The 18,830-nt window shown below is 67.5% G+C and carries 17 protein-coding genes; 11 read left to right on the top strand and 6 right to left on the bottom strand.

Going from position 1 to position 18,830, the window contains the following annotated elements:
- Positions 1 to 13: 13 nt before the first annotated feature.
- Both U4012_RS08390 and U4012_RS08385 read right to left on the bottom strand, forming a co-directional pair.
- Positions 14 to 1,324, bottom strand: coding sequence for an MFS transporter (locus tag U4012_RS08390; protein ID WP_044845735.1), 1,311 nt, complete (start codon positions 1,322 to 1,324; stop codon positions 14 to 16).
- 321 nt (positions 1,325 to 1,645) lie between these two features.
- Positions 1,646 to 2,782, bottom strand: coding sequence for a branched-chain amino acid ABC transporter substrate-binding protein (locus U4012_RS08385; RefSeq protein ID WP_321797675.1), 1,137 nt, complete (start codon positions 2,780 to 2,782; stop codon positions 1,646 to 1,648).
- Between the two features lie 663 nt (positions 2,783 to 3,445).
- Here U4012_RS08385 and U4012_RS08380 point away from each other — a divergent pair.
- Complete coding sequence (locus U4012_RS08380) at positions 3,446 to 4,240, top strand: AraC family transcriptional regulator (RefSeq protein WP_321797673.1); 795 nt, start codon at positions 3,446 to 3,448, stop codon at positions 4,238 to 4,240.
- A 62-nt stretch (positions 4,241 to 4,302) separates the two neighbouring features.
- Here U4012_RS08380 and U4012_RS08375 read toward each other — a convergent pair whose 3' ends face one another.
- Both U4012_RS08375 and U4012_RS08370 read right to left on the bottom strand, forming a co-directional pair.
- Complete coding sequence (locus U4012_RS08375) at positions 4,303 to 4,566, bottom strand: hypothetical protein (RefSeq protein ID WP_044845732.1); 264 nt, start codon at positions 4,564 to 4,566, stop codon at positions 4,303 to 4,305.
- 286 nt (positions 4,567 to 4,852) lie between these two features.
- Positions 4,853 to 6,745 (bottom strand): bifunctional sugar phosphate isomerase/epimerase/4-hydroxyphenylpyruvate dioxygenase family protein, encoded by a 1,893-nt coding sequence (locus U4012_RS08370; RefSeq protein ID WP_321797670.1) that lies wholly within the window; start codon positions 6,743 to 6,745, stop codon positions 4,853 to 4,855.
- Between the two features lie 257 nt (positions 6,746 to 7,002).
- On the opposite strand from U4012_RS08370, the gene aroQ reads away from it, so the two are divergent.
- From aroQ to U4012_RS08355, 3 genes are read left to right on the top strand one after another with little or no spacing between them, the layout of a single operon-like run.
- On the top strand, positions 7,003 to 7,458 hold the full coding sequence (aroQ, locus tag U4012_RS08365; protein WP_044845730.1) for a type II 3-dehydroquinate dehydratase: 456 nt from the start codon (positions 7,003 to 7,005) through the stop codon (positions 7,456 to 7,458).
- Positions 7,455 to 8,309 (top strand): shikimate dehydrogenase, encoded by an 855-nt coding sequence (locus U4012_RS08360; RefSeq protein ID WP_124530200.1) that lies wholly within the window; start codon positions 7,455 to 7,457, stop codon positions 8,307 to 8,309. The genes aroQ and U4012_RS08360 overlap by 4 nt, the downstream gene beginning before the upstream one ends.
- A 41-nt stretch (positions 8,310 to 8,350) precedes the next feature.
- Positions 8,351 to 9,691 carry an MFS transporter gene (locus tag U4012_RS08355; protein WP_321797667.1) on the top strand — a complete coding sequence of 447 codons (1,341 nt, stop codon included), beginning with the start codon at positions 8,351 to 8,353 and terminating at the stop codon, positions 9,689 to 9,691.
- Between the two features lie 102 nt (positions 9,692 to 9,793).
- On the opposite strand, the gene U4012_RS08350 is transcribed toward U4012_RS08355, so the two are convergent.
- Entirely contained in the window at positions 9,794 to 10,903 is a 1,110-nt protein-coding gene (locus U4012_RS08350) for a 2-aminoethylphosphonate--pyruvate transaminase (protein ID WP_321797665.1), read from the bottom strand.
- 255 nt (positions 10,904 to 11,158) lie between these two features.
- On the opposite strand from U4012_RS08350, the gene phnS reads away from it, so the two are divergent.
- Genes phnS through U4012_RS08315 form a run of 7 tightly spaced genes read left to right on the top strand, consistent with a single transcriptional unit; the run spans position 11,159 to position 18,450 of the window.
- The gene (gene phnS, locus U4012_RS08345; protein WP_044845726.1) at positions 11,159 to 12,250 is read left to right on the top strand and encodes a 2-aminoethylphosphonate ABC transporter substrate-binding protein; all 1,092 of its coding nucleotides are present in this window, start codon (positions 11,159 to 11,161) and stop codon (positions 12,248 to 12,250) included.
- A 34-nt stretch (positions 12,251 to 12,284) separates the two neighbouring features.
- Complete coding sequence (gene phnT / locus U4012_RS08340; RefSeq protein WP_321797662.1) at positions 12,285 to 13,388, top strand: 2-aminoethylphosphonate ABC transport system ATP-binding subunit PhnT; 1,104 nt, start codon at positions 12,285 to 12,287, stop codon at positions 13,386 to 13,388.
- A complete protein-coding gene (locus tag U4012_RS08335) occupies positions 13,366 to 14,286 on the top strand; it encodes a 2-aminoethylphosphonate ABC transporter permease subunit (RefSeq protein ID WP_321797660.1) in 921 nt (306 codons plus the stop codon). The genes phnT and U4012_RS08335 overlap by 23 nt, the downstream gene beginning before the upstream one ends.
- Positions 14,276 to 15,136, top strand: coding sequence for a 2-aminoethylphosphonate ABC transport system, membrane component PhnV (gene phnV, locus U4012_RS08330; RefSeq protein ID WP_044845723.1), 861 nt, complete (start codon positions 14,276 to 14,278; stop codon positions 15,134 to 15,136). Before U4012_RS08335 ends, phnV begins: the two co-directional genes overlap by 11 nt.
- The gene (gene phnA / locus U4012_RS08325; RefSeq protein ID WP_321797657.1) at positions 15,133 to 16,443 is read left to right on the top strand and encodes a phosphonoacetate hydrolase; all 1,311 of its coding nucleotides are present in this window, start codon (positions 15,133 to 15,135) and stop codon (positions 16,441 to 16,443) included. The genes phnV and phnA overlap by 4 nt, the downstream gene beginning before the upstream one ends.
- Positions 16,440 to 17,894 carry a phosphonoacetaldehyde dehydrogenase gene (phnY, locus tag U4012_RS08320; protein WP_321797656.1) on the top strand — a complete coding sequence of 485 codons (1,455 nt, stop codon included), beginning with the start codon at positions 16,440 to 16,442 and terminating at the stop codon, positions 17,892 to 17,894. The genes phnA and phnY overlap by 4 nt, the downstream gene beginning before the upstream one ends.
- Before the next feature lie 4 nt (positions 17,895 to 17,898).
- Positions 17,899 to 18,450 carry a phosphonate degradation HD-domain oxygenase gene (locus U4012_RS08315; protein WP_321797654.1) on the top strand — a complete coding sequence of 184 codons (552 nt, stop codon included), beginning with the start codon at positions 17,899 to 17,901 and terminating at the stop codon, positions 18,448 to 18,450.
- Positions 18,451 to 18,549: 99 nt separating this feature from the next.
- Here U4012_RS08315 and U4012_RS08310 read toward each other — a convergent pair.
- Positions 18,550 to 18,830: hypothetical protein (locus tag U4012_RS08310; protein WP_321797652.1), on the bottom strand; the 281-nt coding region annotated here is incomplete at its 5' end.

The following is an 18,830-nucleotide window of genomic DNA, read 5'->3' as shown; positions in this document are numbered from 1 at the left end:
TGCGCGCCGACGTTCAGCGCGTGTCCTTCGGGTCCTTCGCATCCTTCGAGAACTGCACGGCGATCGCGCCGAGCACGCAGATCGCCGCGACGTACACGACCGGCGCGAGCGGATTCGACTTCATCATCAGCGACACGATCACCGGCGTGAGGCCGCCGAAGATCGCATACGCGACGTTGTACGAGAACGAGATGCCCGAGAAGCGCACGACGGGCGGGAAGCTCTTGACCATCACGAACGGCACCGCGCCGATCGTGCCGACCATGAAGCCGGCGATCCCGTAGTACAGCGGCAGCGTCGACGCGTCGGCCGCGACCTGCGCGAACAGCAGGTAATAGCACGCGGCCAGCACGAGGCCGCCGATGCCGAGCACGCGCTTCGCGCCGATCCAGCCCGCGAGCGAGCCGGCGGTGATGCAGCCGGCCGTCAGGCACAGCGTCGCGACGCTGTTCGCGAACAGCGTGGTCGCGGGCGTCAGGTGAAACTGCTTCTGCAGCAGCGCGGGCGTCATCAGGATCACGACGACGATCGCCGCCGACAGCATCCACGTGAGCAGCATCGACACGATCACCGCGCGGCCGTGGTCGCGCAGCACGGCCTTCAGCGGAATCTCGGCCGCGAGCGCCTTCTTCGCCTTCATCTCGGCGAACACCGGCGTCTCGTGCAGCCAGCGGCGCAGGTACACGGAGAACAGGCCGAACACGCCGCCGAGCAGGAACGGAATGCGCCACGCGAACGCGGTGACTTCGGCGCCCGAGTAACGGCTGTTGATGCCCGCGGCGACCAGCGAGCCGAGCAGGATGCCGGCCGTGAGGCCCGCGGTCAGCGTGCCGCACGCATAGCCGATGTGGCGCGACGGCACGTGTTCCGACACGAACACCCATGCGCCCGGCACTTCGCCGCCGACCGCCGCGCCCTGCAGCACGCGGAACAGCAGCAGCAACACCGGCGCGAGGATGCCGATCGAGTCGTAGGTCGGCAGCAGGCCCATCAGCAGCGTCGGCACCGACATCATCAGCACGCTCAGCGTAAACATCCGCTTGCGGCCGAACAGGTCGCCGAAGTGCGCCATGATCACGCCGCCGAGCGGGCGCGCGAGATAGCCGGCCGCGAAGATGCCGAACGTCTGCAACTGGCGCAGCCAGTCGGGAATGTCGTGCGGGAAGAACAGCTGCCCGATCGCGGGTGCGAAGAACACGAAGATGATGAAGTCGTAGAACTCGAGGGCGCCGCCGAGTGCGGCAAGGCCAAGGGTCTTGTAGTCGCTGCGCGTGAGCGCGCGTTCGGCGGCGCGAGGCACGCCGCTCAATTCGGAAGCTTGCATGGTCAGGACGATCGGTTTTCGAATGTAGTTGTCGGTGCTGCGTCTCCAGAACCCGCTATCGGCATGGACTGGCAAGGCGCGGCCTGCGTCGTCGAGCGTGCGTCGAATGCCGGATGGGGCATGTGACACGCACCGTCGCACCGGGATGGGGCACGACGCAGACGAAGCGTCAAAGCGGGTGGGGGGATTCTACAGGAGCGCGAAATGCGCGCGCGCGGGGCCGCGCCGAGGCATGCTTCGAACTTCGTCGAGCCCGAAACGCACGCGGCGCGGCAGGCGGGAGAACCGCTTGCCGCGCCGCGCGTGACAGGGTCTGCGCGATCAGTTGCCGGCGATCGTGTCGACCGGCTTGAACGCGCCGTGCTCGACCTTGTAGATCGTCACCGGCGCATCCTTCAGGTCGCCCTTTGCGTCGTACGCGACGCTCGGGGCCGACACGCCCTTGATCGACACCTTGCCGAGATACGGCGTATAGACCTTCGGGTCGGTCGAGTTCGCGTCCTTCATCGCGGTGAGCAGCGCGATCGTGCCGTCGTACGAATAGGGCGAATAGGTGATCACGTCTTCGTTGAAGCGTGCCTTGTAGCGCGATGCGTAGCCGGCGAAGCCCGGCATCTTTTCCTTCGGCAGCCCGCCCATGTAGACGATCGCGCCTTCGGCCGCGTCGCCGCCGACCTTCAGGAACGTCGGCGAGCGCGACATCTCGCCGGTCACGAAGGCGGACTTCATCCCGAGCTGGCGCATCTTGCGGATCATCGGCGACGACTGCGCATCGCCGCCGCCGTAGAAGATCGCGTCCGGGTTGATGCCCTTCAGGTTGGTCAGGATCGCGGAGAAGTCGAGCGCCTTGTCGTTCGTGAAGTCGCGCTTGACGATCGTGCCGCCCGCGGCCTGCACGGCCTTCGCGAATTCGTCGGCGATGCCCTGGCCGTAGGCCGTGCGGTCGTCGATGATCGCGATGCGCTTGAAGTGCAGCGTCTTCACCGCATACGTGCCGACGATGCGGCCGGCCTGCGCGTCGCTCGTCAGCAGCCGGTAGGTCGTCTTGTAGCCGCGCGCCGTGTATTGCGGCGACGTCGCCATCGAGATCTGCGGCAGCCCCGCGCGATCGTACAGGTCGGACGCCGGAATGCTCGTGCCCGAGTTGAAGTGGCCGATGACCCCGCGGACGTTGTCGTCGATCAGCCGCTGCGCGACCGTCGTGCCGGTGCGCGGGTCGGCCTGGTCGTCCTGCGAGTCGAGCTGGAACGTGACCGGCTTGCCGCCGATCGTCGGATTCGTCGCGTTGAAATCGGCGATCGCGAGTTGCACGCCCTTCTGCATGTCCGAGCCGTAGTTCGACTGCGGCCCCGTCAGCGGTGCGGCGAAACCGATCTTGACGACGTCGGCGGCGATGGCGTGTGCGCCCGACAGTGCGCAGGCAGCAGCCAGCGCGACGTGCGATACCTTCAGCTTCACTTTCACTTCCCCTTGATGGCATGGTTGGGCCGCCGCCGGCCAGCCGGCCGGCGCGGTAAACCGGGCGAGACGTATCGGGTTGCAGGCCTTTCCGAAAGCCGTGCGGGGTGTGCCATGCGCTGCGCGGGTTGTGCCGGAATCGGCGTGCGCGGCGGCGGCGGGATGTCGTCTCGTAACCGTTGATCGAAGTCTAGGTAGCGAAAATGCGCGCGTCTTGCGCGTTCGGAGCGCAGCCGGCGACGATTTCGGCATATCGTCGATAACCCTGATATATGCTGAAATCGTCATGGCGAGTGCGCAAACGCGCCAAGACGCGACACGCCGGCATTTTTAGGATGGCGGGTTCGGGCGCGCGGAGTCTCGGTGCGGGCGGGGTGAGCCGATCGCGTCGGCAGCGCTGGCCGTGCGCGACGCCGGGCAACGTGCCGATGCGAAATCGTGCCCGCCGGACGTGCGTGCGGCGCAGTGGTTGCGCGCACAACCGCACGGCGCATGACGTGCTTGCCGGCCCACGCGAATCGCCCGATCGGCGCCGATCGGCCGCGCGTTGCGCTTGCCGCCATTCGCCGGGCCGCCCGATCGCTGGCCCGCGATCGCCACGACGCGTTCGAGACGGCGCTCCTATAATCGACGCCATCAGCCACCCCCTTCGCAGATGCCGGGATGACGACCTTCCTTGCCGCACCGCCCATGAGCCTGTCCGATACGTTGCGCTACCAGCCCGACAACGCCGATCTCGGCGCGATGCTCGCGCACTTCCGCCTGCTCGAGCCGGTGTTCGATGCGCTGCCCGACGTCGCGTTCTTCGTGAAGGACGCGAACGGCCGCTACGCGCTCGTCAACCGCACGCTGGCGATGCGCTGCGGCTACAAGGACAAGCGCGACCTGCTCGGCAAGACGACCGACGAAGTGTTTCCGCGCCGCTTCGGCAAGACCTATTTCGAGCAGGACATGGCGACGATCACCGCAGGCCAGCAGCTGATGGACCAGCTCGAGCTGCATCTGTATCCGGGCCGCCAGCCGGGCTGGTGCCTGACCTGCAAGGAGCCGCTGCGCGACGCGGCCGGCAAGGTGGTCGGCCTCGCGGGCATCTCGCGCGACCTGAAGGCGCACGAGGGCTCGCATCCGGCCTACAGCAAGCTCGCCGACGTGGTGCAGCACATCCAGGATCACTACGTGCAGCCGCTGAACCTGAAGCAGCTCGCGCAGATGGCGGGGATGTCGGTCGCGCAGCTGGAGCGCTACTTCCACAAGGTGTTTCACCTGACGCCGCGCCAGGTGCTGCTGAAGACGCGGCTCGATGCGGCCACGGCGCTGCTGGTCACGCACGACAAGGTGACCGACGTCGCGGCGCTATGCGGGTATACGGATCACAGCGCGTTCACGCGCCAGTTCAAGGCGACGGTCGGCGTGACGCCGACGGAATACCGGCTGATGCTGCAGGACCGGGCAGGGTGAAGTGACGCGCCGGCCGGGCCGGCGGATCTGAAGGGGCGAGATGGGATTCGGCGTGCGGCGGCTCAGCGGTAGCCGAGCCCTTTCAGGACGGCCGTGCCGTCTTCGGTCAGCCGGAAGCTCGGCGCCGTGTCGGCGTCGAGCTTGATCATCTCGACGAGGCCGGCTTCCTGCAGCGCGGGCAATTCGGGTTTGGCGTTCGCGCCGATCGGCGCGTGCAGCAGCACGAGCAGCGTCGCGATTTCATGATGGCTGAGCAAACGGCGCAGCATCGTCTTTTTCACTGGGGGGGCGGCCGGGCGGCCCGCGGGTGTATCTACGGCGCTCATCGCTGTCCTCCTTTTCGGGGTATCCATCGGGTACTGGTTGCGGATGGTGCCGTCGGAGACTTAAGCGATTCTTAAAACGGCCGCGGCCGCGCGAATGCTGCGGTGCGGTGTGCGTTACCGGATGTAACGCCCGCCGGGCGGCCGTTTCCGGCCGCCGGCGGCCGGCCTTGCCGGGTGGGGCGCCGCAGCGGGATTCACCACGATGGTGCGGTCGCGCGGCGCGCGTCGCAGGGTCGTCGTGTTTTTCTCATTCGATTCGACCCCTGGACGAAATTCCGTTGCTCCCTTATTTCCTGCGCTGGGCCTGCGCGGCGAGCCGCACGGCGGCGTTGGCAGCGCCGTAGCCGTCGTAGCCGCCGCGCCGCTCGACGATTTCGAGCGAGAAGCGGTTGTCGACCAGCTCGGTATACGCGTGCAGGAATTCACCGCCGTTTTCGTCGCGGTCGTACAGCAGGTGGTGGGCGCTCAGCGTGTCGATCAGTTCGTCCGGCAACGCGTAGCGCGCGGCCAGATCGTCGTAGTAGTTCGGCGGGATCCGCAGGAACGGCACGCCGTCGGCCGCGAACGCGGCGACCGTCTTCACGATGTCGTCGGTCCGGAACGCGACATGGTTCAGCCCTGTGCCGTGATAGCGGTCGAGCGATTCGGCGACGGCCGTATGACGGTCCACCGACGCATTCAGCGCGATCCGCACCGAACCGTCCGTGCTGCGCACCGCGCGGCTGCGCATCAGGCCGTACGGATCGGGCACGAGCCAGCTGCGCTCGGCCTCGAAGCCGAAGGCGGTCTTGAAGAACAGGATCCACGTGTCGAGTGCGTCGGCCGGCAGCGCGAGGCAGACGTGGTCGATGCCCGTGAGCGGGCCGACCTCGCTCGGGCCGTCGATGTCGGTCAGCACGAAATCCGATTCATACAGCGTCGGTGCGTTCGGCGCCTCGTCGACGAAGTATTCGAGGCTGCCGTCCGGCGCCTGCACGCCCGGCAGCACGCGCTCGTTCGGGCCGACGCGCCCGGAAAACGGCGCGTAGCCGAAGCCGGCCGCGCGCTCGAATGCCACTTTCGCATCGTCGACGCGGAACGCCGACGCACACAGCGACAACCCGTGCTGCTGGAAGAACGCGTCGGCGAACGAGTCGCGCTCGGCGTTCAGCACGATCGACGCGGCACCGTGCTGGAACAGCGTCACGTCCTTCGACCGATGACGGCCTGCGAGCCGGAACCGCATCCGGCCGAGCCATTCGCCGACGGTGGCCGCCGCCTGCGCGTCGACCGCGAATTCGATGAACTGGAATCCGACGTGCGCGGGCGGTGCCGGCGGCGCGAACAGCGGCTGGTCGGCGGCCGGCGCGCGGCCGTCCTGCGCGAGTCGCGCGCGCGTCAGTTCTTCCAGATAGAGCAGCGAGCGGTGGCCGTCGGCGGCCGTGATCGCGGTCGGCGCGGCGCGGAAGCCGTCGTTGAAGATCTCGAGCGACAGCGGCCCCTTGTAACCGGACTCGATCACGCGGGCGGTGAAGCGCGCGAGGTCGAAGTCGCCCTGGCCGGGGAACGAGCGGTAGTGACGGCTCCATTCGAGCACGTCCATCGCGAGCTTCGGCGCATCGGCGATCTGCACGAACGCGATCTGGTCGCCCGGGATGTCGGCGATCGCGTCCGGCGAATCGTCGAGCGACAGCGTATGGAAGCTGTCGAGCGCGAGGCCGAGGTGCGGGCTGTTCACCGCGTTCACGAGCCGCCACGCATGGCCGTACCGGTTCACGACGCGGCCCCACGCGAGCGCCTCGTACGCGGCGACCACGCCCGCCTGCCGCGCGGCTTCGGCGAGCGCGCCGAGCTGGTCGACCAGCAGCGCGTCGTCCGCGATCGTGTCGGGCGACACGCTGCTGCACACCAGGATGCGGTCGGTGCCGAGCGCGTGCATCACGTCGAACTTGCGGCGGATGCGGTCGAGATTGCGGGCGAGCTGGGCCGGGCTCACGCCCTCGAAGTCGCGAAACGGCTGGAACAGCACGATGTCGAGGCCGAGATCGGCGGCCATGCGCCGCACGTCGGCGGGCGATCCGTCGAAGTAGACGAGGTCGTTCTCGAAGATTTCGACACCGTCGAAGCCGGCGGCCTGGATGGCGGCGAGCTTCTCGGCGAGCGTGCCGGACAGTGACACGGTGGCGATCGAGCGCTGCATGGGCGAATCCTGCGGATGAGCGGGGTGTGGCGTCGGCCGGATCGGGCCGGAATGAACCAGTCGTTGAATTACCGGTGAGCGCCATATCCCGAATTTACTAGGGGAGTGAGTGAAATTATACAAACTAACTAGGTGGTACAAATTAGCGAAAACCCGAAAAGACATTGCGCTTGCGCAAGCGCACACTAGCGCCAAATCTTGACGTCAGAGGGCGAAGTCGACTAGCGATTCGCCCCTGTTTTAGGAGCAGAAACACCATGAGCAAGCACAAGGTGCTGGTGCTGAACGGCCCGAACCTGAATCTGCTGGGGACCCGCGAGCCCCATATCTACGGCGCGGAGACCCTCGCCGACCTCGAGCAGCGTTGCCGCACGGCGGCCGACGGGCTCGGGCTGGAGATCGATTTCCGCCAGTCGAACGCCGAGCACCAGCTGATCGACTGGCTGCATGCCGCGCGTCACGACACGCACGGCATCGTGATCAATCCGGCCGCCTACACGCACACGTCGGTCGCGCTGGCCGACGCGCTGTCCGCGATCGCGAAACCCGTGATCGAGGTGCACATCTCCAACGTGCATCGCCGCGAGGCATTCCGTCACCATTCTTATGTGTCGGCGGTGGCCGAAGCCGTGATCTGCGGCTGCGGCACCGAAGGCTACGTATTCGCGCTGCAGCGCCTGTCGACCATTTTTGCCCAAGGAGCCGCACGATGAGCCGCCCGTCTTTTCTGATCGGCCTGATCGGCCAGGGCATCGGCGGTTCGCTGTCGCCCGCGATGCACGAGGAAGAAGGCTTCCGCCAGGGATTCGGCTACGTGTACCGGCGCATCGATCTGGACGTGCTCGGCGTGACCGCCGACGCGCTGCCGGAACTGCTCGATGCCGCGCAGCGGATGGGCTACAACGGGCTCAACATTACGCATCCTTGCAAGCAGCGCGTGATCGAGCACCTCGACGCACTGTCCGACGACGCGCGCGCACTCGGCGCGGTCAACACCGTGCTGTTCAAGGACGGCAAGCGGATCGGCCACAACACCGACTGGTCGGGTTTCGCGAAGTCGTTCCGCCGCGGGCTGCCCGACGCGTCGCTCGAACGTGTCGTGCAGCTCGGCGCGGGCGGCGCGGGTGCGGCCGTCGCGCATGCGGCGCTGCAGATGGGTGCCGCCGACCTGACGATCTTCGACGTCGACGGCACGCGCGCCACCGCGCTCGCGGGTGAACTGCAGCAGCGCTTCCCGGCCGCCCGGGTCACGCCGGGCAGCGATCTCGCGGCCGCGATGCAGGCCGCGACCGGCCTGATCCATTGCACGCCGACCGGCATGGCCAAGCATCCGGGCCTGCCGCTGCCGGCCGAGCTGCTCCGCGCGGGCATGTGGGTCGCCGACATCGTGTATTTCCCGCTCGAAACCGAACTGATCCGCGCCGCGCGCGCGGCCGGCTGCGCGACGCTGCCGGGCGGCGGGATGGCCGTGTACCAGGCCGTCGATGCGTTCGAGATCTTCACCGGACGAACGCCGGACGACGAACGGATGTTCGAACACTTTCAGTCGCTCGTCGCACGCTGACCCTTCTAGCGACCAGCTGAAAAATAGACCAGGAGACAATCATGCAGCACACCACCCACACGAACGCCGCGCCCGCGGCGGCCGGTACGGTCCGGCGGACCTCGGCGCGCTACAAGATCCTCGCGCTGCTCGCGATCGGCACGATGATCAACTATCTCGACCGTACCGTGCTGGGGGTGGCTGCGCCGCAGCTCACCAAGGAGCTCGGCATCAACGCGGCCGTGATGGGCATCATGTTCTCCGCGTTCTCGTGGACGTACGTCGCGATGCAGGTGCCCGGCGGCCTGTTCCTCGACCGCTTCGGCAGCAAGGTCACCTATTACTGGTCGATGACGCTGTGGTCGCTGTGCACGCTCCTGCAGGGCTTCGTGCCCGGCGTCGCGACGCTGTTCGCATGCCGGCTCGGCCTCGGCGTGACGGAAGCGCCGTGTTTCCCGACCAACAGCCGCGTCGTCGCGACGTGGTTCCCGCAGAATGAACGTGCGATGGCGACCGGCACCTACACCGTCGGCGAGTACATCGGTCTCGCGTTCTTCAGCCCCGTGCTGTTCGCGCTGATGGGGGCGTTCGGCTGGCGTTCGCTGTTCTGGGTCGTCGGTGGGGTCGGCATCGTGTTCGGCCTGGTCTGGTGGAGGTTCTATCACGAGCCGCGCAACCATCCGGCCGCGAATTCGGAAGAACTCGCGTACATCGAAGCGGGCGGCGGTCTCGTGCACGGCGTGCGCAAGGACGGCGACAAGGGCGGCAAGCCCGCACAGGCCAAGTTCAGCTGGGCGATGGCCGGCCGGCTGCTGAAGAAGCGCCAGCTCGCGGGGATCTGCCTCGGCCAGTTCGCCGGCAACTCGACGCTCGTGTTCTTCCTGACCTGGTTCCCGACCTATCTCGCGACCGAGCGCCACATGGGCTGGCTGAAGATCGGCTTCTTCGCGATCATGCCGTTCATCGCCGCGTCGGTCGGCGTGATGTTCGGCGGGATCTTCTCCGACTGGTTGCTGCGCCGCGGCAAGTCCGCGAACCTCGCACGCAAGCTGCCGATCATCGCCGGCCTGCTGCTCGCGTCGACGATCATTCTCGCGAACTACGTGCAAAGCAACGAAGCCGTGATCGCGATCATGTCGGTCGCGTTCTTCGCGCAGGGGATGGCTGCGCTCGGCTGGACGCTCGTGTCCGACATCGCGCCGGACGGCTTGCTCGGCGTGACCGGCGGCATCTTCAACTTCGCGGCGAACCTGGCCGGCATCATCACGCCGCTCGTCGTCGGCTTCATCGTCGCGTCGACCGGCTCGTTCGTCGGTGCGCTGGTGTTCATCGGCGTGATCGCGTTGATCGGTGCGCTGTCGTACATCTTCGTCGTCGGCGACATCAAGCGGATCGAACTGTAAGCACCGGCTCCACGCACTCTCGGTGCGTTCGCCCGGCGACCTGTGGGTCGCCGGGCTTTTTTGTATCCGCTCGCGACTGCGAAGCGGTTCAGGCCGCCGCGCTCACGCGTGCCGCATCGTGATCCCAAGCGATTCGACCGCCTGTGCGATCGCCGCGACCGCCCGCCGGATGTCGCCGGCATCGATCGCGCCGATGCAGCCGACGCGGAACGTTTCGAGTTGCGTCAGCTTGCCCGGATACAGGATGAAGCCCGCGTCGCGCACCGCGTCGTAGAAGCGGCGGAAATCGTAGGCCGGATGGTCGGGCGCATGGAACGTGACGATCACGGGCGCCTGCACGCCGGCGTCGAGGAACGGCGTGAAGCCGAGCGCGCGCATCGATTCGACCAGCGTCCGGCAGTTTTCCGCATAGCGCGCACCGCGCGCGGGCTGGCCGCCTTCGGCCAGGTACTGGTCGAGCGCGGCGCGCAGCGCGGCGATCACGTGGGTCGGTGGTGTGAAACGCCACTGGCCCGTCTTGCGCAGGTACGCGTACTGATCGTGAAGGTCGAGCGCGAGCGACCGCGAGTTGCCTTCGCACGCGTCGAGCGCAGCACGCCGCACGATCGCGAACCCCATCCCCGGCACGCCTTCCAGGCATTTGCCGCTCGCCGAGATCAGCGCGTCGATCCCGCTGTCCGCCAGCGTGATCGGCAGCGCGCCGAACGAACTCATCGCATCGACGATCAGCCGCTTGCCGTGCCGCCGGCACACGGCCGCGATCGCGTCGAGCGGATTCAGGATGCCGGCACTTGTTTCCAGGTGCACCAGCGCGACGTGCGTGATGCGCGGCTCGCGCGCGAACGCGGCTTCGACCGCGCCGGGGCCGACCGCCGCGTTCTCGCCGAACGGCAGCGCGATCGACTCGATGCCGAGCCGGCCGAGGATCTTCAGGATGCGCGCGCAATACGCGCCGTTGTCCGGCACCAGCACGACGCCGTCGCGCGGCACCAGCGTGCCGAGCGCGGCTTCGACCGAAAACGTGCCGCTGCCTTGCATCGGCACGCACACGTATGCGTCGCCGCCGCGCGCGATCGCGACGAGATCCGTGCAGACGCTCGCCGTCAGTTGATTGAAAGCGGCGTCCCATGAGCCCCAGTCGTGTTGCATTGCGTGGCGTGTTGTGGCGGACGTGGTGAGCGGGCCGGGCGTGAGCAGAATCGGGTCCGACATGATTTTTCTCCAGCAAAGGTCGGATGAAACGCCAGGGCGGCATTTCTGAATGACTTGCATGATATTGGCAAAATGTGTCATTTTTTGGAAATTGTGGCACACGTCACGGCGTTGTCATCGAACGCTGTGATCCTTCGGTTGCCGCGCGAAACCACCTGCAGCGCGGCAGCGAGACGGGCCGGTTGTCGGTCTGTCCGACTGAAAGGAGCCGGATCGTGCCCCGGCCGTTTGGTGTTCCGCCTACGGAGAAGTGAGATGACACTGCAGAATTCCTCGCGCGCCGCTGCCGGCGCGTTCCGCAAGCTCGCGCTGGCCGCCTGCGCCGCCGGTCTGCTGCAAGGCGCCGCGATGCCCGCGCACGCGGCGAACGCGGTCGTGCTGTATACGGCGGACGGTCTCGAGAACCTCTATCGCGATGTGCTGCCGGCGTTCGAGAAGAAGGAAGGCGTCAAGGTCAACATCGTGACGGCGGGCAGCGGCGAGGTCGTCAACCGCGCGAACATCGAAAAGAATTCGCCGAAGGCGGACGTGATCGTCACGCTGCCGCCGTTCATCCAGCAAGCCGGCCAGATGGGCCTGCTGCAGCCGTACCAGAGCGTGAACTACAAGAACGTGCCGGCGATCGCGAAGGCGGAAGACGGCACCTGGGCGACGTTCGTGAACAACTACTTCTCGTTCGCGATCAACCCGGACGTCGTGAAGAACCAGCCGAAGACGTTCGCCGACCTGCTGTCGCCGGCCTACGCGGGCAAGGTCGCGTACTCGAACCCGGCGACCGCCGGCGACGGGATGGCCGTGCTGATCCTGACGACGTCGCTGATGGGCGAGGACAAGGCGTTCGACTACCTCGCGAAGCTGTCGCAGAGCGTGAAGTTCCACACGAAAGGCACCGGCTACCTGAACGTGCTGCTGTCGCGTAACGAGATCAGCGTCGCGAACGGCGACCTGCAGATGGACCTCGACGACGCCGAGCACGGCGCGCTGTCCGTCAAGCCGATCTTCCTGGCAGCGAAGGACGGCGACCAGCCGACCACGTTCCAGCTGCCGTACGGCATCGGCCTGATCAAGAGCGGCCCGAACCAGGACGCCGGCAAGAAGCTGATCGACTACCTGATGTCGACCGACGTGCAGTCGAAGGTGCCGGACATGTACGGCATCCCGGGCCGCACGGACGTGCCGCTGGCCGGCAAGAACGGCGAGGCGGTCAAGAAGGCGATCGCGGGCGTGAAGCTGATCCCGGTCGACTGGACCCAGGTGATGGCGAAGAAGCCGGTGTGGATCGAGCGCTGGAAGAAGGACGTGATCGGCAGCTCGGGCAAGCAGCTCGACGTCGTCAAGCCGAAGTGATCGGCGCACGCTGCCTGTATTAGTGAGCAAGAGGATGAACCCGGTGGAAACCACCCTGACCCATCCCGGCGCTTTCGGCGCCGCCGAACCGCAAGCAACGCTGCGGTCCGGCGCGCCGGGCGGCGTGCAGATCGAGCACCTGAGCGTGCGCTACGGCGCACGCACGGTGCTGGAAGAGCTGTCGCTGTCGATCGGCGCCGGTGAATTTCTGACCGTGCTCGGCAAGAGCGGCTGCGGCAAGACCACGCTGCTGCGCTTCATCGCCGGGTTCGTGAAGGCCGACGGCCTGACCGGCACGCTGACCGTGGCCGGACGCGACCTGACCCATGCGCCGCCGCACAAGCGCAATCTCGGTCTGCTGTTCCAGAATTACGCGCTGTTCCCGCACCTGTCGGTGTTCGAGAACGTCGCCTTCGGGCTGCGCGCACGCGGCATGGCGTCGCCGGAAGTGACGCGCCGCGTCGCCGACGCGCTGAAGCTCGTGCAACTCGGCGACGCGGGCCACCATCTGCCCGCGCAGCTGTCCGGCGGAATGCAGCAGCGCGTCGCGCTGGCGCGCGCGCTCGTGATCGAGCCGGACGTGCTGCTGCTCGACGAGCCGCTGTCGGCGCTCGACGCCAATCTGCGCGCATCGGTGCGCAGCGAACTGAAGGCGCTGCACGAGCGCCTGCCGAACCTGACCGTCGTCTGCGTGACGCACGACCGCGACGACGCGCTCGTGCTGTCCGACCGCGCGCTGCTGATGCGCGACGGCCGTATCGCGCAGCTCGGCACGCCGCAGCAGCTGTACGACGCGCCGAAGGACGGCTACGTCGCGCGCTATCTCGGCCCGGCCAACCTGCTGCCGCCGCACGTGATCTTCCCGCTCGGCGACCCGCGTCACGACGTGCGCGGCAAGGTCGCGTGCGTGCGCCCCGAGCGGCTGACCGTGATGCCGCTCGCGGCGGGCGGCCTGCACGGCACGGTGTCGTCGGTCGAATGGCAGGGCGCGGACCTGTCGATCGCGGTCATGATCGACGCGGCGCCCGACGAACCCGTGCGCGTCACGATGCAACGCGGCCGCGGCGCGGCTCCCGAGCGCGGTGCGCGCGTGTCCCTGCATTGCGAGGCAGACGATGTCGTCCTTATCGAGCCCTGAAGCCTGCCTGCCACCGCACGTGCTCGCGTCGGCCGCCGCGCATGCCGCCGCCGCGCGGCGCCGCAAGCGCATGGGCGACCTGCACCTCGCCGCGCTCGCGATCGTCGTGCTCGGCCCGCTCGTCGTCTATCCGCTGGTGCGGCTCGTGCTGCTGAGCGTGTCCGGCGATCACGGGCTGAGCTTTGCCGCATACCGGACCTTCTTCGGCAACCCCGATACGCGCAACGTGCTGCTGACGACGGTCGGCGTGCTGTTCGCGAGCGCCGGCACCGCATCGGTGCTCGGCGTGCTGCTGGCCGCGCTGCTGTTCTTCAAGCCGTTCCCGGGCGCGTCGCTCGTCACGCGCTTCCTGGAGCTGTACGTCGCGTTCCCGTCGTTCCTCGTCGCGTTCACCTTGATCTTCCTGTACGGCTCGCAAGGCTCGATCAGCATCGCGCTGCAGCACCTGTTCCATCTCGAGAACCCGCCGCTCGACTTCCTGTTCGGCATCGGCGGCGTGATCCTCGCGCAGACCGTGTTCTATACGCCGTTCGTCGTGCGGCCGACGCTCGCATCGTTCGCGACGCTCGACCTGCGCCTGATCGAAGCGGCGCGCAGCCTCGGCGCGTCCGGCTGGATGCTCGCGCGCCGCGTCGTGCTGCCGATCGCGTGGCCGGGCATCGCCGCCGGCACGGTGCTGTGTTTCCTGCTGACGCTGAACGAGTTCGGGATCCTGCTCGTGCTCGGCAGCGCGCGGCTCGTCACGCTGCCGGTCGCGATCTACAGCAGCGCGACCGTCGACCTCGACCTGCCGACCGCGTCGGCCGGCGCGGTCGTGATGCTCGCGCTGTCGCTGGCGCTCTATACGGTTTATCGCCGGGTGAACCGGCGTGCGACGGGAGGGAACGATGTCCGCTGAATTCCATATCGGGCAAGCCGTGCCGCGTCATCGGATCGGCTGGAGCGACACGCTGCTCAAGCATGCGTCGCGCGCCGCGCTCGCGCTGGCCGCGTTCGCCTGCTTCTGGCTGTTCGTGCTGCCGGTCATCGTCGTTGCGCTGTCGAGCGTGTCGACGCAGTGGTCGGGCACGATCCTGCCGGCCGGCTACAGCCTGCGCTGGTTCGAGCGGCTCGGGTCGCCGGAATACGACGCGCTGCTGACGAGCCTCGAAATCGGCTTCGGCGTGTCGGCGATCGGCACGATCCTCGGGCTGTGGCTTGCGCTTGCACTCGAGGGGCGCGACCGGCGCGGTCTCGGCGCGGTCGTCGACGCGCTCGTGATGGTGCCGAACGGCGTGCCGAGCGTCGTGCTCGGGCTCGCGGTGCTGATCGCGTATCACCAGAAGCCGCTCGACCTGTCGAGCTCCGCGGCGATCGTCGTGCTCGTGCAGCTCGCGCTGATCCTGCCGTTCTGCTATCGCTGCGCGGCCGCCGCGCTGCGCCCGGAGCTGACCGTGCTGCGCGAAGCGGCGGCGAGCCTCGGTGCACCGCCCGCGATGGTGCTGCGCCGCGTGCTGCTGCCGCAGCTCGTGCCGGCGCTGCGCGCGAGCCTCGCGCTCGGCTTCGCGCTGTCGCTCGGCGAACTCGGCGCGACGCTGACCGTCTACCCGCCGGGTTTCGCGACCGTGCCGATCGTCGTGATCGGCCAGGTTGAGCGCGGCTATTACCTGCCCGCCTCGGCGCTGTCGCTGCTGATGCTCGGCGCGTCGCTCGCGGCGCTGCTGCTGATCGCCGCGCGCGTGCCGCGCGGCAAGCGGGCGGCATCATGAACGCCGCGTTCGCATTGCGACAGCCCGGCGAGCAATCGGCCGCGGGCAAGGGTTCCGCGGATCTCGCGGGACGTTCCGTCGACGTCAACGGCCGACGCTACCGGCTACCGGTCGAACCAACCGTCGTCATCTGCGTCGACGGCTGCGAGTACGACTATCTCGAGCGTGCGGTGGAAGCGGGCGTCGCGCCGTTCATCGGCCGGATGATCGCGCAAGGCACCGCGTGGCGCGCCGACTGCGTCGTGCCGACCTTCACCAACCCGAACAACCTGTCGATCGTCTGCGGCGTGCCGCCGTCGGTCCACGGAATCTGCGGCAACTACTTCTGGGATCCGGCCGCCGACGGCGGTCGCGGCGCCGAAGTGATGATGAACGACCCGGCCTACCTGCGGGCCGGCACGCTGCTCGCGGCGGCGTCCGACGCCGGCGCGCGGGTGGCCGTCGTCACGGCGAAGGACAAGCTGCGCCGGCTGCTCGGCTGGCAGATGAACGGCATCTGTTTTTCCGCCGAGAAGGCCGCGCAGGCGAATCTCGCGGAAAACGGGATCGTCGACGTGCTCGACTGGGTCGGCCTGCCGTCGCCGGACGTGTACAGCGCGGCATTGTCCGAATTCGTGTTCGCGGCCGGCGTGCGGCTCGCGCAGACGCGCCAGGTCGACCTGATGTACCTGTCGACCACCGACTACGTGCAGCACAAGTGCGAGCCGGGCAGTGCCGGCGCGAACGCGTTCTACGCAATGATGGACGGCTATCTCGCGCAGCTCGATGCGCTCGGCTGGGCGATCGGGCTCACGGCCGACCACGGGATGAACGCGAAGCACGATCCGGCCACGGGACGTCCGAACGTGATCTATCTTCAGGATGCGTTCGACGGCTGGTTCGGTGCGCGGGCCGCACGCGTGATCCTGCCGATCACCGATCCATACGTCGTGCACCACGGCGCGCTCGGCTCGTTCGCAACCGTCTACCTGGCGCCCGGCGTCGACCGGATCGAAGCGATGTGGCGCGTCGGCGGGCTCGACGGCGTCGAGCTCGTACTCGACAACGCGGAAGCGGCCGCGCGCTTCGAACTGCCGGCCGACCGGATCGGCGACCTCGTCGTGATCGCGCGGCGCGACATGACGCTCGGCACGCGCGAGCGCGAACACGACCTGTCCGGCCTGACCGTGCCGCTGCGTTCGCACGGCGGCGTGTCCGAGCAGGAGGTGCCGTTGCTGTTCAACCGTCGGATCGAGCGGGACGACCCTGCACGTCGTCCGCGCAATTTCGACGTCTTCGATTTCGTGCTGAATCGGGTCGCGACATGATGGCTCACCCTCGACAGGATCACCCCGCGTTTCGCGCCGAGGCGCTGCGCTGGTGCGGCACGCGCGCGACGCGCGACCGTGTGCTCGACGTCGCCGATCCGTACACTGGTACGCGCGTCGGTACGGCGCCGCTGGCGAGCGTCGACGATGTGCGCGCCGCGTTCGACTACGCGATGGCGTACCGGCCCGCGCTCACGCGCTACGAGCGTTCGCAGATCCTCGAGCGCGCGGCCGCGCTGCTGCGCGAGCGTGCCGAGGAGGCGTCCGACCTGATCACGCTCGAGTCGGGATTGTCGAAACAGGATTCGCGCTACGAGATCGGTCGCGTTGCCGACGTGCTGAAGTTTGCGTCGGTCGAAGCGCTGCGCGACGACGCGCAGAGCTTCTCGTGCGACCTGACGCCCCACGGCAAGGCGCGCCGCGTGTTCTCGCAGCGCCAGCCGCTCGATGGCGTGATCGTCGCGATCACGCCTTTCAATCACCCGATGAACCAGGTCGCGCACAAGATCGCGCCGGCGATTGCGACCAACAACCGCGTGATCGTGAAGCCGTCGGAGAAGGTGCCGCTGTCGGCGTTTTATCTGGCGGACCTGCTGTATGAAGCCGGTTTGCCGGAGCCGATGCTGCAGGTGCTGACCGGCGACCCGCGCGAAATCGCGGACGAACTCGTCACGCATCCGCATGCATCGCTGATCACCTTTACGGGCGGCGTGTCGATCGGCAAGGCGATCGCCGCGCGGGCCGGCTACCGGCGCATCGTGCTGGAACTGGGCGGCAACGATCCGCTGATCGTCCTCGACGATGCTGATGTGGAACGTGCGGCATCGCTGGCCGTGCTCGGTTCGTACCGGAATTCGGGGCAGCGCTGCACGGCCGTCAAGCGGATCCTGGTACAGCGCTCGGTCGCGCCGGCGTTTACCGAGCTGCTCGTCGAGAAGACGCGCGCCTGGAAGTACGGCGATCCGTTCGATCCCGCAAACGAAATGGGCACGGTGATCGACGACGTCGCGGCGCGGCTGTTCGAGGCCCGGGTCGGCGAGGCGGTCGCGCAGGGGGCGCGCCTGCTGACCGGCAACGTGCGGCGCGGTGCGCTCTATTCGCCGACCGTGCTCGACAACGTCGATCCGTCGATGACGCTCGTGCGCGAGGAGACCTTCGGCCCCGTTTCGCCCGTCGTCGCGTTCGACACGATCGACGACGCGATCCGGATCAGCAACGGCACGGCGTTCGGGCTGTCGTCGGGTATCTGTACGGACAGTACGGCCGCGGTCGTGCGGTTCGTGAACGAGCTGAACGTCGGGACGGTGAATGTCTGGGAGGTGCCCGGTTACCGGATCGAGCTGTCGCCGTTCGGCGGGATCAAGGATTCGGGGCTCGGCTATAAGGAAGGTGTTCAGGAAGCGATGAAGAGCTTCACGAACCTGAAGACGTTTTCGCTGCCTTGGGAGTGAGCGGATGGCATTGACGGTGGAAGAGATCGACGGGCTGTATCGCGAGCACGGCCATGTCGCGTACAGCGGCGAACCGGTCACGCAGCTGGAGCATGCGTTGCAGAGCGGCTTGCTGGCGGAGGAGGCGGGCGCCGACGACGCGCTGGTCGCGGCGGCGTTCCTGCATGACCTCGGGCATTTGCTGAATCGGCAGGGCGAGACGCCGAGCGCGCGCGGGATCGACGACCTGCATCAGTATTACGTGTTGCCATTCCTGCGGCCGCTGTTTTCGGACGCGGTTCTGGAGCCGATCCGGCTGCACGTCGATGCGAAGCGTTGCCTGTGCCGCACGGACGCCGGCTACTTCGAGAGCCTGTCGCCGGATTCGGTGCGTAGCCTCGCGCTGCAGGGCGGCATCTTCAGTGAAGCGGAGACGGCGGCATTCCTGCAGCGCCCGTTCGCGGAAGACGCGCTGCGCCTGCGCCGCTGGGACGATACGGCCAAGGAAGAGGGCAAGGCGACGCCGGACCTCGATCACTATATGGAGATCGTGGCGCGCCAGGTGCGCGTGAGCTGACGATTCGGCTGCATCCATATAAGGCCCCGCACGCGGCAGCGTGCGGGGCCTTATATTTTTCGCGAAACCCCTTGCGCGATTGCCGGCCGGTGCTTAGAATCACGCCTCTTTCGCGCTAACGGAAACGCGGCGCGGGAGAAGAAGGGAAGCGGTGCTGTCGGGCGGGTCGTAGCGGCCTCGGCGGTGCAGGAAGTTGAACCCCAGTCGTCGCAACGAAGCAGTTAAAAAGTTGTTGACGAACTGAAAAATACGGTTCATAATTTCGCTTCTCTGCTGCTGAAAACGCAGCGCTGCTGAGAAAACCTCCGGGTCCTCGCAGAAATGCTCTTTAAAAATTAACAGCCGATAAGTGTGGGCGCTTGATGGTAGCGAGCTGATCC

This window comes from Burkholderia sp. BCC1988 (genome assembly GCF_905339895.1).
GTDB lineage: Bacteria > Pseudomonadota > Gammaproteobacteria > Burkholderiales > Burkholderiaceae > Burkholderia.
The sequence above is the reverse complement of the archived record's forward strand: the minus strand, read 5'-3'. Positions and strand labels throughout refer to the sequence as shown.

Excerpts from the sequence above, each read along its gene's own strand:
- U4012_RS08390 (WP_044845735.1), bottom strand. The coding sequence starts at position 1,324 with ATGCAAGCTTCCGAATTGAGCGGCGTGCCTCGCGCCGCCGAACGCGCG.
- U4012_RS08380 (WP_321797673.1), top strand. The coding sequence starts at position 3,446 with ATGACGACCTTCCTTGCCGCACCGCCCATGAGCCTGTCCGATACGTTG.
- U4012_RS08375 (WP_044845732.1), bottom strand. The coding sequence starts at position 4,566 with ATGAGCGCCGTAGATACACCCGCGGGCCGCCCGGCCGCCCCCCCAGTG.
- U4012_RS08370 (WP_321797670.1), bottom strand. The coding sequence starts at position 6,745 with ATGCAGCGCTCGATCGCCACCGTGTCACTGTCCGGCACGCTCGCCGAG.
- aroQ (WP_044845730.1), top strand. The coding sequence starts at position 7,003 with ATGAGCAAGCACAAGGTGCTGGTGCTGAACGGCCCGAACCTGAATCTG.
- U4012_RS08360 (WP_124530200.1), top strand. The coding sequence starts at position 7,455 with ATGAGCCGCCCGTCTTTTCTGATCGGCCTGATCGGCCAGGGCATCGGC.
- U4012_RS08355 (WP_321797667.1), top strand. The coding sequence starts at position 8,351 with ATGCAGCACACCACCCACACGAACGCCGCGCCCGCGGCGGCCGGTACG.
- U4012_RS08350 (WP_321797665.1), bottom strand. The coding sequence starts at position 10,903 with ATGTCGGACCCGATTCTGCTCACGCCCGGCCCGCTCACCACGTCCGCC.
- phnS (WP_044845726.1), top strand. The coding sequence starts at position 11,159 with ATGACACTGCAGAATTCCTCGCGCGCCGCTGCCGGCGCGTTCCGCAAG.
- phnT (WP_321797662.1), top strand. The coding sequence starts at position 12,285 with ATGAACCCGGTGGAAACCACCCTGACCCATCCCGGCGCTTTCGGCGCC.
- U4012_RS08335 (WP_321797660.1), top strand. The coding sequence starts at position 13,366 with ATGTCGTCCTTATCGAGCCCTGAAGCCTGCCTGCCACCGCACGTGCTC.
- phnV (WP_044845723.1), top strand. The coding sequence starts at position 14,276 with ATGTCCGCTGAATTCCATATCGGGCAAGCCGTGCCGCGTCATCGGATC.
- phnA (WP_321797657.1), top strand. The coding sequence starts at position 15,133 with ATGAACGCCGCGTTCGCATTGCGACAGCCCGGCGAGCAATCGGCCGCG.
- phnY (WP_321797656.1), top strand. The coding sequence starts at position 16,440 with ATGATGGCTCACCCTCGACAGGATCACCCCGCGTTTCGCGCCGAGGCG.
- U4012_RS08315 (WP_321797654.1), top strand. The coding sequence starts at position 17,899 with ATGGCATTGACGGTGGAAGAGATCGACGGGCTGTATCGCGAGCACGGC.